The organism is Cryobacterium sp. Y29 (genome assembly GCF_002929825.1).
Taxonomy (GTDB): Bacteria; Actinomycetota; Actinomycetes; order Actinomycetales; family Microbacteriaceae; genus Cryobacterium.
The window spans coordinates 149120-162007 of record NZ_PJJN01000032.1 but is presented as its reverse complement, the minus strand read 5'-3'; the positions used below and the strand labels follow the sequence as shown (position 1 = coordinate 162007).

The following is a 12888-nucleotide window of genomic DNA, read 5'->3' as shown; positions in this document are numbered from 1 at the left end:
GATACCGATGGATACCACCCAGTTGCTTAAGGGGGTGCTCGATATGGCCGTTTTGGCCGTGATCGTTGATGACGACGGCTACGGCTATGACATCGTGCGTCGGTTGCGTGCTGCTGGACTGGATGAGGTCGGCGACGCGTCCGTCTACGGCACACTCCGGCGGCTGTACAGTGCGGGGGCGCTGTCGAGTTATGTCGTTCCGTCCGACGGCGGTCCGCACCGTAAGTACTACGGAATGAACGCGAATGGCCGGGCCATGCTCGCCGAACAACGTGCGAACTGGACTCACTTCGCCGATACCCTCACCCGGCTGCTCGAACAGCCCCAGCCCGCAGTTCCCCTACTCACGATCGGCGACAACTCATGAGCGACACCACCACCACCCAGCCCATTCGTGACTTCGCCCTGGCCGTGCGGGCTGCTCTGAGCGATTTGCCGGCCGACGATATCGACGACCTCACTGACGGCCTCGAAGCCGACCTGACCGAGCAGGCCGCTGACGTCGATGACGCCGATGCTGATGCCGCTGCGCCAAACTTCGAGCTCGGCGATCCGGTCGCCTACGCCGACGAGCTGCGCGGCGCCGCCGGGTTCTCCGTGCGGGGAACGGCACCCATCGTTCGGGTGCCGCGGCTGCGCCGGCTGCGCACCAGGGTCGAGGGCATTCGGTCGAGCACCGCCCAGCGCATCCGCTCGACTGCGGCAGGTGCGGCGGTGCTCGACTTTCTGCTCGTGCTTCGCCCGCTCTGGTGGGTGCTGCGCGGCTGGGTGGTCTACGCGGTCGCAGAGATCTTTGTGGGCGGCGCGATCAGCACCGTGCCGACCAACCCGGTGCGCGCTCTCGCGCTCGCGGCCTTCGTGGTACTGAGCGTGCAGTGGGGGCGTGGCCGGTGGCTGCCCTGGCGCTGGCTACCACGCTTTCGCACCGTGGTCAGCGTGTGCGCGGTTCTGGCGCTGCCGTTGATGCTGAATCTCACGGCGCATCAAGCGGCGAACGCACAGGCCAGCGCGTATTCGGATGACATCTCGTACAGCACGACGGGACTCATGCAGAACGGCGAGCAAGTGACCAACGTGTTCGCCTACGACGCCGACGGCCAGCCGCTCACCGACGTGCAGTTGTTCGACCAGGACGGGCGCGCGCTTAGCGTGGTCTTCGACCCGGCCCGTACGAACAATCTTCCCCAGTTTGATGTGGCCGGCGGGCATGACTTGGTCGTGCCGAGTCTGTTGGTACCGGGGGGCAGCGGCTGGAACGTGTTCCCGCTGCGCTTGGTGAAGTCAGCGGACATCGACTACACCTACGACTACGTCGGGCAGGCCGACCAAACGGATGCCGCGCCCGCGCCGTTCCCGTTCGCCCAGGTGCGGCCGCTCGTCGAGGCGCCGGCGCCGGGGGAGCTGTCGCCCACACCGTCATCGTCGCCTGCGCCCACGCTTTTGCCGGAACCCACAGCATCCGCTGCACCGGTGGCCGGGCAATGACGCGCCTGACGGTCGTGCCGACCGTAATCAGCCCGTCTGCACTCGACCTGCCGCCGACCCAGTCCGTCGACATCACTGACTGGGTCGCGGTGGGCCAGACTGCAGACTAGGCCGGGTAGGCGGCCACCAGGGCGGTCAGTGCTTCTTCGAGCACGGTCGCAGCGTCGTCGATCAGCTCGTCGGAGATCACAACACTCGGCATGATGCGCAGCACGGAATCCCAACTGCCGGCATCCAGCGCGATGACCCCGTTCGTCGTGGCGTGCTTGATCACCGCAGTGAGCGCCTCGGGGTAGGGCTTTCTGGTGCCGGGGTGCACGAGCTCGACACCGAACATGGCGCCCTTGCCGCGAACCTCGCCGACGATGGAGAACTTCTGCGCCCAGTCACCGATCCGTGCCCAGAGTGCGGCCTCGACCCGCTTCGCCTCGCCCAGCAGGTTGTCCCGCTCGATCAGGTTGAACACCGCGAGGGCGGCTGCGGTTGAGACCGGGTTGCCGCCGAAGGTGCCGCCGATGCCGCCAGGCTGCACGGAATCCATGATGTCGGCGCGGCCGGTGACGGCGGCGAGGGGAAAGCCACCGGCGATTCCCTTGGCCGTGGTGACAAGGTCGGGCACGACGTCGTGGTGCTCGATCGAATACCAGACGCCGGTGCGGGCGATGCCAGCCTGAATCTCATCGGCGACGAAGACGATGCCGTTCTCGGTGCAGAATTCGCGAATGCGCTTGAAATAGCCGGGCGCCGGAATGATGATGCCGCCGTCGCCCTGGATCGGCTCGACGAAGAACGCCGCGATCTCGGTCGCTCCGATGTGGGTCGTGATGTAGTCGATGGTCTTCTCGGCCGCTTCGAGCCCGCTGAGCCCGTCGCGGAACGGGTAGCTGGTGGGCACACTGTAAATCTCACCGGGGAACGGACCCATGCCGGCACGTTCCGGCCAGGGGCGATAGGTCATTGTCATGGTCAGGTTGGTGCGTCCGTGGAAAGCGTGGTCGAGGGCCACGATGGCTCGGCGGCCGGTGAACTTGCGGGCAATCTTGACCGCGTTCTCAACGGCCTCAGCGCCGGTGTTGACCAGAATTGAGTGCTTCTCAAAGTCGCCGGGGGTGATCTCGGCGAGCTTCTCGGCCACCGCCACATAGTTTTCGTAGGGAGTTACCGTGAATAGGGTGTGGGTCAGCTTCGCTGCCTGCGCGGATGCTGCCGCCGCGACATCCGGATGCGCGTGACCGATAGTGGTCACCCCGATACCACTGCCGAGGTCGATGATCTGGTTGCCGTCGACGTCGACCAGGATCGCTCCTGCGCCGTGATCCATGTAGATGTTGGCGAGCGTTCCGGCGCCGCGGGCGACCGACTTCTCCCGCCTGGCCTGAAGTTCGACCGACTTGGGCCCGGGAAGAGCCGTGACGAGTTTGCGTTGCTGGGGCACCGAATACATAGCAGTCATTGGTCCAGCCTATGACTGTCGGCGCTTGTGGCCGACCGTCTGAGCTTTACGGTTACAGGCGTTCGCGCGGAAAGACGCGGCGAGCGAGGCGATTCAGCGTGCCGACCGGTGGCGATTCGTTGTAGGCATGAGCCAATTCCTGGCCGGACAGGCCGTGAATGGCCGCCATGATCTCATCCGTTGCCTGGCGGCGGGCCTTCCCCGATGTGGCCTGGCCGTGATGGCTGAGGTCGAGCGGCTTGCCGAAAGCGACCGTGACCTTGCGGATGCGCGGCAGGGTGGTTCCCACCGGCTGAATCTCTTGCGTGCCGATCAGTCCAACCGGAACCACAACAGCGCCCGTGGTGAGGGCCAGCCAGGCAACGCCGGTGCGTCCCTTATAGAGGCGGCCGTCGAGTGAACGGGTGCCCTCCGGGTAGATCGCGAAGGCGCCTTCGGCGTCGAGCACCGCGCGGCCCTCATCGAGAGCAACCTGCGCTGCCTGACCGGCGCCGCGTTCCACGCCAATGGCCCCGATCGCGGTGAAGAAGGTTCGGGAGACCCAGCCCCGAAAACCGGTTCCGGTGAAGTAGGTCGATTTGGCTAGAAATTGCACCCGTCGGGTAGCGACCAGCGGTATGACGATGCTGTCGATGAAGGAGAGATGATTACTGGCCAGAATGACGCGTCCGGTAGCAGGGATGTTCTCGCGGCCCAAGATTCGTGGGCGAAACACGACGCGGGCGACGGGGGCCATGATGCCGTAGCCGAGAAAATAGACAAAACCCGGACGTTTCACGCGTTCGGGTTCGTCGGGCTGGTCGGCAGCCGGGTCTGGCGTGACGGCTGCGGGAGTGCTGTCGCTCGTGTCGGTTGCATCAGTCTTATCGGGTTCTGCTTTGGCACCAGTCACCCGTTGACACTACCTCTCCGGCGGCGTGCATCTAGCATGGAGGGGTGCAGAGAGTAATTATCCTCGGGTCCACGGGCTCGATCGGAACCCAGGCCCTCGACGTCATCCGTTCCCACCCTGACCGATTCGAGGTGGTTGGCCTCGCGGCCGGCAGCAACCGCGACCTGCTCGCGGTGCAAGCCCTCGACTTCCAAGTCGAGCACACCGCCCTGGGAGCGGATGCTGCCGAGCAGCTTGTGCGAGACATCGACGCCGACGTCGTGCTGAACGGCATCACCGGTTCGGTTGGTCTCGGACCGACGCTCGCCGCATTGAAGGCTGGTCGCATCCTGGCCCTGGCCAATAAGGAGTCGCTCATTGTCGGCGGTGATCTGGTGAAGTCGCTGGCGGCACCCGGGCAGATTGTGCCGGTCGATTCCGAGCACTCCGCCATTGCGCAGGCGTTGCTCGCCGGAACCCCGCAGGAGGTACGTCGACTCGTGCTGACGGCATCCGGTGGGCCGTTTCGAGGTTGCACCCGGGAGCAGCTTGCCCGGGTCACTCCCGCGCAGGCCCTCGCCCACCCGACCTGGAACATGGGCCTCGTGGTGACCACTAACTCCGCCACCCTCGTGAATAAGGGCCTGGAGATCATCGAGGCGCACCTGCTGTTCGACGTGGAATATGACCGCATCGACGCTGTCGTCCACCCGCAATCAGTGGTGCATTCGATGGTCGAATTCGTCGATGGGTCGACGATCGCGCAGGCAAGCCCCCCGGACATGCGGCTGCCGATCTCGCTCGGGCTGGACTGGCCGAACCGGGTGGCCGCGGTTGGCACTCCGATCGACTGGACCGTGCCGCACAGCTGGACTTTTGAACCCCTCGACAACGCCGCCTTTCCAGCGGTCGAACTGGCCAAAAAGGTCGGCCGCATGGGTGGCACCTATCCTGCGGTATTCAACGCGGCCAACGAGCAGGCCGTTGCTGCTTTTCACGCTGGCCGCATCGGCTTCTTGGATATCGTCGACACGGTGCTGCGCGTGGTCGAATCCCACGAACAGGCACCAGAGCTTACCCGGGAGTCGCTGGCTGAGGCCGAACGGTGGGCGCGTGACGCCGCCGACAAGCTGATAGCCAAGCGCTGACGGACTACTGCGCTAGTTGCACTCGCCGGCCTCGACCTTGTCCCTATCGTCGAGGCAGTCCTCTAGGGCTTTTTTGGCCTCTTCCGCGGCGTCTTTGGCGTCTTCCCGAGCGTTTTCTGCGTCTTTCCTATCCTGTTCGGCGCGGTTCTTGGCCTCTTCGTCGTTCTGTCGTGCGGCCGCCGCTGCGGCCTCCGCAGCGGCCCGAGCTGCGGCCTCCGCGGCCACCACGGCGGCATCGATCTCAGCGGTCAAATCACCTCGTACCAGATTGATCGCGGATTGTATCGATGCCGATCGTTCTGAGCTGACCTGACCAGAAGCGGCCGCCGTGCGCAGATTATCTTGCATGGCGGTGAGCAACGACTGGGCGTTGGCGAAGTCTCCGGCGGCGGAGGCCTCACTGATCGCCAGAATCTCGCCTTGCAGCTGCTTGGCCGTGGCAGCCGGCAGGTCGATAGGGGGCGCCGTGCAACCGGTCAGCGGCAGGAGGAGCAGGGCGGCGACGGACAGGGTCAGTCGATAGCGTCGATAGCGTCGATTCACGGGTTCACGCTTTCCTGAAGAATCTGAAGGTGGGTGCCAAGCGTGCCGTCCACGGCCGGATAGCTCGGTGGTACCGCAACTGGTGCTTCGGCCGGGTTGAGCAGGAGCAGGGCGGCGACGGCGATGGCGATCAGGGTGAGCCCACTCGTGACCATGAGCAGTACCTGGCGGCGCACGGGGCGGCGCGGCTTGGCGGGGATGCTGGACGCGGGGATGCTGGATGCGGGGATGCTGGATGCGGGGATGCTAGATGCGGGGATGCTGGACGCAGGGATGCTGGCGGGAGCATCCGTCTTCAGAATCTCGGTCTCAGCGTCAGCGTCAGCCGGCAGCAACAACGTGGGGTCGGGCACGGCGGCCGGCAGCAGCAGGGTGGCAGTGGGCGCCGCCGCAGGCAACAGTGCGGTGGACGCATCGGCATTGCTGCTGCCGGTGGCTAGCGCACGCAACAACCCGGCGGCATCGGCGGCAGTGGGCCGGTCGGCGAAATCGCGGGCGGTCATGGCACGGAGGACTTCGGTCCACTGGCGGCCGAGCTGGCTAGGAATCTCCGGCTGACGCTGCAGACGAGCCATCGCCGATTCCACGGCGGTCCCGGGGTAGGCGCGCACTCCCGTGAGGCATTCCAGCAGCACCAGGCCGAGCGAATAGACATCCGTTGGCGCAGCGATAACTCCACCGAGCGCCTGCTCGGGACTGAGGTAGCTGGCGGTACCGAGCAACGACCCGGTCGCCGTCAGGCGGGTCTCATCGAGGAGCCGGGCAATGCCGAAATCGGCCAGCTTGGCGTGCATGCCGCGCCCGGGAAAACCCGACGGCGCCAGTAAGACGTTGGCCGGCTTGACGTCGCGATGAATGATGCCCTGCTCGTGCACGTAGTGCAGCGCTTCGGCAAGGTCAGCGCCCATTATGGCCACATCGAGGCTCGGCAGCGGGCCGCTCTCGATGCGGGTGCGCAGGTCGGGGCCGTCGACGAGTTCCATCACGATATAGGCGCGTGGGGCGCCGTCGACGATCGCAGTGCCGGCGTCGAACAGGGTGACCAGAGCGAAATGATTCAGGCTTGCCAGCAGGGCGATTTCGCCGCTCTGGCGTTCGGGGTCGGAGGCGCCTCCATCGGCTCGAAACAACTTGACGGCTACGGTGCGTCCGAGCGCGGTATCGTTCGCTCGGTAAACGGATGCCATCCCGCCTGCGCCGATCAGGCTCTCGATCGAAAAGCGGTCGGCCAACAGACTGCCGACCGGGCCAAGTGTGGCCGGAACGGGCAGCTTCTGCGTGGGAACAGGTTCGTAAGACACGGTACCTCCTGATGCTTCTGCGCGCTAGCAAAGCACATGCACCCCCGGAATGGCTGGACGATATTCACAGCCAGCCGCTTTGCAGCTTGATGCAGATACTCTACAACAGTGGAAACCGTACTGCTATTTATACTGGGCGTCGCGATCGTCGTCGTCGGACTAGCCGTGTCCATCGGCCTGCATGAAATCGGCCACCTCGTGCCCGCGAAGCTCTTCGGCGTCAAGGTCACCCAATACATGATCGGCTTCGGACCCACGATTTGGTCGCGCACCAAGGGCGAGACGGAATACGGCGTTAAAGCGCTGCCTCTGGGCGGCTATATCGCCATGATCGGCATGTTCCCGCCTTCCAAGAAGGGTGGAGCCCCCCGAAGCACCACCACCGGCTTCTTCGACCAGATGGTGCAGGAGGGCGCACCGGAGAAGAAAACCAGCGCCCTGTCCACCCTGGTCGACGACGCACGTCAGGCCAGCGCGGAGACCATCGGCGAGGGTGAAGATCACCGCGCGTTCTACCAACTGCCGGTCTACAAACGCGTGATCATCATGCTCGGCGGGCCGACCATGAACCTGCTCATCGCGATCGTGATGTTCGCAATTTTGCTCATGGGATTCGGCAGCGCGCAGGTCAGCACCACCGTTGGCAGCGTGAGTGAGTGTGTGCTGCCCGCATCGAACGACCGACAGACCTGTGCGGCCACCGATGAAGCATCGCCCGGTGCCGCTGCCGGTCTACTGCCCGGTGACCGACTGGTCAGTATCGGCGGCACCGCCATCGCGAGCTGGGAGCAGTCGACCGAGATCATCCGCTCGGCATCCGGTCGCACCCTCGCCGTCGTCGTCGAACGGGCCGGTGCCGACGTCGATCTCTCGCTCACCCCCAAACTCACCGAACGATACGTTTATACCGCCGATAACAAAGTCAAAACGGATGCTTCCGGCGCTGCGATTACCGAGGAGGTCGGCTTCGTCGGAATCGGAGCGGCCAGCGAACTCGTACCGCAGCCGGCGACCGCCGTGCTACCTGCAGTCGGCGACAACATCGCCGGAGTCGCGCACGTGATCCTCAACCTGCCCAACCGTCTCGTGGCCGTGGCCAATGCTGCGTTCGGCCCGGGGGAGCGCGACCTGAACGGACCGATCAGCGTCGTCGGTGTCGGCCGGGTGGCCGGCGAACTCGCAAGCATGGACACGATCCCGGTCGCGACCAAAGTTGCCAGCATGCTGGGCTTGCTCGGATCGCTCAATATCGCCCTGTTCGTCTTCAACCTGGTGCCGCTGCTGCCGCTCGACGGCGGCCACGTTGCCGGGGCGCTGTGGGAAGGCATCCGTCGATTCTTCGCGAAACTGTTCAAGCGGCCCGACCCGGGGCCGGTCGACATGGCCAAGCTCATGCCCCTTACGCTGGCGGTCGTTGTTCTGCTCGGCGGCATGAGCCTGTTGCTTATCTACGCCGACATCGTCAAGCCGATCAACTTCTTCGGGTAGCAGAGCGCTACCGCGACAGTAGCAGCGCTTCGCCCTGGCCGCCGCCGCCGCACAGGGCCACGGCGGCCTTGCCGGTGCCGCGACGCGCCAGCTCGAGCGCGGCATGCAGGGCAATGCGCCCGCCGCTCGACCCGATGGGATGACCGATCGCGATGCCACCGCCGTGAATGTTCACCTCGTCGGCGCTCACCCCGAGCACCTTCGACGACTGCGCCACGACCGAGGCGAAGGCCTCGTTGATCTCGATTACGTCGAGGTCCGCCACGGTCCAGCCCTGGCGAGAGAGTGCATGCGTGATCGCGTTGGCCGGTTGGGAGTGCAGGGAGTTGTCGGGGCCAGCGACCTGGCCGTTGGCCTCAATCACGGCCAGCCAGGGCAGGCCGTGCTTCTCGGCCCAGGCGCGGCTGGTCACGACGATCGCGCTCGCGCCGTCGCTCAATGGTGCAGCGTTGCCGGCGGTGATGCTTCCCGCCGGGTCGAATGCCGGGCGCAATCGGCCGAGCGTCTCGGTTGTGCTCTCGGCACGCACTCCCTCGTCGGTGCTGATCACGAGCGGCTCGCCCTTACGCTGCGGCACGCTGATGGGCGTGATCTCGTCGTGAAAAACGTCATGGGCTGCGGCCGCGGCGGCCCGCTGGTGCGAGGCGGCGGCGATTTCGTCCTGCTCGAGCCGGGTCTGGCCAAGTTCAACGTTGGCGCGCTCGGTCGAGAGTCCCATCGAGAGGCCGTCGAATGCGTCGGTGAGCCCGTCGTGGGCGGCGTGATCGAGGGCCGATACGGTTCCGTAGGCCCAGCCTTGACGTGCGCCGGGCAGCAGGTGGGGAGCGCGCGACATGGATTCCTGGCCACCGGCCACGACGACTTCCGCTTCGCCGAGCCGCACCAGCCGGGCGGCGTCGATCACGGCGGCCAAGCCGGACAGGCAGACCTTGTTGAGCGTCATGGCCGGCACGTTCCAGGGGATGCCGGCAGCCACGCTGGACTGCCGAGCCGGGTTCTGCCCGCAGCCGGCTTGAAGTACCTGCCCCATGAGCACGAAGTCGACCTGCTCCGGAGCTACTCCGGCCCGGGCGAGGGCCCCTTGGATGGCGGCGGCGCCGAGGTCAACGGCGGTGAGAGACGAGAGTTGTCCGTTCACGCGACCCTGCGGGGTGCGGGATCCGGCCAGGATTACGACGTCGGTTTCGGTCATCGGGACTCCTTTGTCAATGAGATGCTACATACCACCTTCCCAGCATATTGGGGTGCGCCGCAGATATCTTCAGAAAACTCTGGACTGCGCCATCGCAAAACCTTGGATTGCTGGAATTGGCCAACCCGCACGGCGGCAGTGCACGCAGTGTACGACGTGTGGACACGACGAGTCACGAGTGCCGGCCGTTCCCAGCCCCGGTGTCGGCGGAGACCTGTTCTCTGGCCAGTGGCGTGCACGGCAGCAGGGCGAGGATGAGGGGGCGGCATTCAGCTTGGCGCACACTGCGACAACTAAGCTGGGTCCGTGGCTGCAATCAACTTGGGGATGCCCAAAGTACCTGAGGTACTCGCTCCCAGACGTAAATCCCGTCAGATCAAGGTCGGAAAGGTCCTGGTCGGTGGCAATGCTCAAGTGAGCGTGCAATCGATGACGACGACTCCGACGACGAACATCAATGCAACGCTCCAGCAGATCGCCGAACTCACGGCAACCGGCTGCGATATCGTGCGCGTGGCGGTACCGACCCGCGACGACGCCGAGGCGCTGCCGATCATCGCGAAGAAGAGCCAGATTCCGGTGATCGCGGATATCCACTTTCAGCCAAACTATGTCTTCGCCGCAATCGACGCTGGCTGCGCTGCCGTGCGGGTCAACCCCGGCAACATCCGCAAGTTCGATGACCAGGTCGGCAAGATCGCTGCTGCCGCGAAGGCGGCGGGCGTGAGCCTGCGCATCGGCGTCAACGCCGGATCGCTCGAGCCGAGCCTCATGCAAAAATACGGTAAGGCTACCCCTGAGGCGCTCGTCGAGAGCGCCGTCTGGGAGGCGAGCCTCTTCGAGGAACACGACTTTCACGACTTCAAAATCTCGGTCAAGCACAACGACCCGGTGATCATGGTCAAGGCCTACCGTTTGCTCGCTGAACGTGGCGACTGGCCCTTGCACCTCGGCGTCACCGAGGCTGGCCCGAGCTTCCAGGGCACGATCAAGAGCGCAACAGCATTCGGCATCTTGCTCGGCGAGGGCATTGGCGACACCATCCGCGTGTCCCTGAGCGCCCCGCCGGTCGAGGAGATCAAGGTGGGCCTGCAGATTCTGCAATCGCTCAACCTGCGCGAACGCAAGCTGGAGATCGTCTCCTGCCCGAGCTGCGGCCGGGCGCAGGTGGATGTTTACAAGCTCGCCAACGATGTCACCGACGGACTCGAGGGCATGACCGTGCCGCTGCGTGTCGCGGTCATGGGTTGCGTCGTCAACGGACCGGGGGAGGCACGTGAGGCCGACCTCGGCGTGGCAAGCGGTAACGGCAAGGGGCAGATCTTTGTGCGCGGCGAGGTCATCAAGACCGTGCCCGAATCCGAGATCGTGGCCACGCTCATCGAAGAGGCCAACCGTCTCGCCGCGGAGATGCCTGCCGCCGACCTCGGCAGCCCCACGGTGTCTGTCGGCGCGAAGTAGCAGGTCCAATCTCGAGGCGAGCGGATTCGTCAGTAACGTCACAAAGACGCTGTTGCGCGGAGGAGAGCGAACGTACGCAGCGAACGTACGGAGCGGATGGCGACGCCCGCGTAAGGTAGACGGGTGCCTACACGTCTCTCCAACTACTTCCTCCGTACTCTCCGCGAAGACCCATCCGACGCCGAGGTGACCAGCCACCGCCTGCTCGTGCGGGCCGGCTACATCCGTCGACAGGCTCCGGGTATTTTTGCCTGGCTGCCGCTCGGACTGCGGGTGAAAGCCAAAGTGGAGCGCATCATCCGTGAGGAGATGACCGCCGCTGGTGCGCACGAGGTACACTTTCCGGCCCTGCTTCCGCGCGAACCCTACGAGGTGACCGGCCGCTGGGACGAATACGGCGAGGGGATTTTTCGCCTGAAAGACCGCAAGGGCTCCGACATGCTGCTGGCGCCGACCCACGAAGAGGTCTTCGCGCTGCTGGTGAAAGACCTGTACGGCAGCTACAAAGACCTGCCGCTGGCGATTTACCAGATTCAGGATAAGTACCGCGATGAGGCACGCTCGCGGGGCGGATTGCTGCGCGGCCGCGAGTTCACCATGAAAGACGCGTACTCCTTCGACTACACCGACGCCGGCCTCGACGTCAGCTACCAGCTGCAGCGCGATGCCTATGAGCGCATCTTCACCCGTTTCGGCCTCGATTACGAGATCGTGCAAGCGGATGCCGGCGCGATGGGTGGCTCCAAGAGCGAAGAGTTCCTGCACCCCACCCTCGTCGGCGAAGACACCTTCGTGCGCAGTGCCGGCGGTTACGCGGCCAACATCGAGGCGTTCCGTACCCTCGTGCCGGCCGACAAGGATTTCACCGCGCTGCCCGCCGCGCAGGTCTTCGACACCCCCAACACCCCGACTATCCAGACACTGGTCGACAAGGCCAACGCCGAACACCCCCGCCTCGATGGCCGGGAGTGGACGGCAAGCGACACGCTCAAGAACGTCGTGCTCGCGCTCACCAGCCTGGACGGCACGCGTGAACTCATCGCGATCGGCGTTCCCGGCGACCGCGAGGTCGACCTCAAACGCGTCGAGGTGGCGTTCGCGCCGGCCGAGGTTGAGGCCGCCAACGAGGGCGACTTCGCTAAGAACCCCGGTCTGGTCAAGGGTTACATCGGCCCATGGGGTGCTGCGCAGGGCGCCGTACTCGGCACAGCGTCGACCACCGGCATCCGTTTTCTGGTCGACCCGCGCGTGGTCTCTGGCACTGAGTGGATCACCGGCGCCAACGAAGCGGGCCGCCACGTGTTCGGTCTCGTCGCCGGCCGCGACTTCGCCATCGACGATGTGGTCGAAGCCTCCGATGTGCGCGCCGGCGACCTTGCGCCCGACGGCTCCGGCCCGGTCGAACTCATTCGCGGTATGGAAATCGGGCACGTGTTCCAGCTCGGCCGCAAGTACGCCGAGGTACTCGGCCTCAAGGTTCTCGACGAAAACGGCAAGCTGGTCACGGTTACGATGGGTTCATACGGCATCGGCGTCACCCGCATCCTCGCGGTCATCGCCGAACTCAACAACGACACAAAGGGCCTGATCTGGCCCGAATCGGTCACCCCGTTCGACGTACACGTGATCGCCACCGGCCGGGACGAGATCGTCTTCGACACCGCGGAGGCCGTCGTCGCCGCGATCGAGGCCACCGGCCGCGACGTGCTCTACGACGACCGCCGCAAGGTCTCACCCGGCGTCAAGTTCGGTGACGCCGAACTCATCGGCGTGCCGTGGATCGTCATCGTCGGCCGAGGCGCAGCTGACGGCATCGTCGAGCTGTGGAACCGCCGTACCGGCGACCGCGAGCAGGTCGACGTCACCGACGTCGCAACGCACTTCGCCCAGCACTTCGCCTGATCGACCGCATCGCGAGCGGATGCTGCCGGCTGGCTGAGCCGGCA

The 12888-nt window shown here is 65.3% G+C and carries 11 protein-coding genes; 6 read left to right on the top strand and 5 right to left on the bottom strand.

What is annotated here, in order from left to right; all coding sequences use genetic code 11:
* Window positions 1–7 precede the first annotated feature (7 nt).
* A complete protein-coding gene (locus tag CXY74_RS08745) occupies window positions 8–367 on the top strand; it encodes a PadR family transcriptional regulator (RefSeq protein ID WP_104200080.1) in 360 nt (119 codons plus the stop codon).
* Window positions 364–1485 carry a hypothetical protein gene (locus tag CXY74_RS08740; protein WP_104200079.1) on the top strand — a complete coding sequence of 374 codons (1122 nt, stop codon included), beginning with the start codon at window positions 364–366 and terminating at the stop codon, window positions 1483–1485. The genes CXY74_RS08745 and CXY74_RS08740 overlap by 4 nt, the downstream gene beginning before the upstream one ends.
* 106 nt (window positions 1486–1591) lie before the next feature.
* On the opposite strand, the gene CXY74_RS08735 is transcribed toward CXY74_RS08740, so the two are convergent.
* Entirely contained in the window at window positions 1592–2938 is a 1347-nt protein-coding gene (locus CXY74_RS08735; protein WP_104200078.1) for an aminotransferase class III-fold pyridoxal phosphate-dependent enzyme, read from the bottom strand.
* Between the two features lie 52 nt (window positions 2939–2990).
* On the bottom strand, window positions 2991–3830 hold the full coding sequence (locus tag CXY74_RS08730; RefSeq protein ID WP_370446136.1) for a lysophospholipid acyltransferase family protein: 840 nt from the start codon (window positions 3828–3830) through the stop codon (window positions 2991–2993).
* 44 nt (window positions 3831–3874) lie between these two features.
* On the opposite strand from CXY74_RS08730, the gene dxr reads away from it, so the two are divergent.
* Complete coding sequence (gene dxr, locus CXY74_RS08725; RefSeq protein WP_104200077.1) at window positions 3875–4957, top strand: 1-deoxy-D-xylulose-5-phosphate reductoisomerase; 1083 nt, start codon at window positions 3875–3877, stop codon at window positions 4955–4957.
* A gap of 12 nt (window positions 4958–4969) precedes the next feature.
* Here the strand turns inward: dxr and CXY74_RS08720 are convergent, their stop codons facing one another.
* Both CXY74_RS08720 and CXY74_RS08715 read right to left on the bottom strand, forming a co-directional pair.
* On the bottom strand, window positions 4970–5500 hold the full coding sequence (locus CXY74_RS08720) for a mucin-associated surface protein (protein ID WP_104200076.1): 531 nt from the start codon (window positions 5498–5500) through the stop codon (window positions 4970–4972).
* Window positions 5497–6801: a serine/threonine-protein kinase gene (locus CXY74_RS08715; protein WP_233193294.1), complete on the bottom strand. Its 1305-nt coding sequence runs from the start codon at window positions 6799–6801 to the stop codon at window positions 5497–5499. Before CXY74_RS08715 ends, CXY74_RS08720 begins: the two co-directional genes overlap by 4 nt.
* 108 nt (window positions 6802–6909) lie before the next feature.
* Here CXY74_RS08715 and CXY74_RS08710 point away from each other — a divergent pair, with 108 nt between their 5' ends.
* Window positions 6910–8289, top strand: a complete 1380-nt coding sequence (locus CXY74_RS08710; protein WP_104200075.1) for an RIP metalloprotease — start codon at window positions 6910–6912, stop codon at window positions 8287–8289.
* Window positions 8290–8296: 7 nt separating this feature from the next.
* Here CXY74_RS08710 and CXY74_RS08705 read toward each other — a convergent pair whose 3' ends face one another.
* Window positions 8297–9481, bottom strand: a complete 1185-nt coding sequence (locus CXY74_RS08705) for an acetyl-CoA C-acetyltransferase (RefSeq protein ID WP_104200074.1) — start codon at window positions 9479–9481, stop codon at window positions 8297–8299.
* Between the two features lie 306 nt (window positions 9482–9787).
* Here CXY74_RS08705 and ispG point away from each other — a divergent pair, with 306 nt between their 5' ends.
* On the top strand, window positions 9788–10942 hold the full coding sequence (gene ispG, locus CXY74_RS08700; protein ID WP_199183179.1) for a flavodoxin-dependent (E)-4-hydroxy-3-methylbut-2-enyl-diphosphate synthase: 1155 nt from the start codon (window positions 9788–9790) through the stop codon (window positions 10940–10942).
* Between the two features lie 123 nt (window positions 10943–11065).
* Window positions 11066–12844 carry a proline--tRNA ligase gene (locus CXY74_RS08695; protein WP_104200073.1) on the top strand — a complete coding sequence of 593 codons (1779 nt, stop codon included), beginning with the start codon at window positions 11066–11068 and terminating at the stop codon, window positions 12842–12844.
* Window positions 12845–12888: the final 44 nt, after the last annotated feature.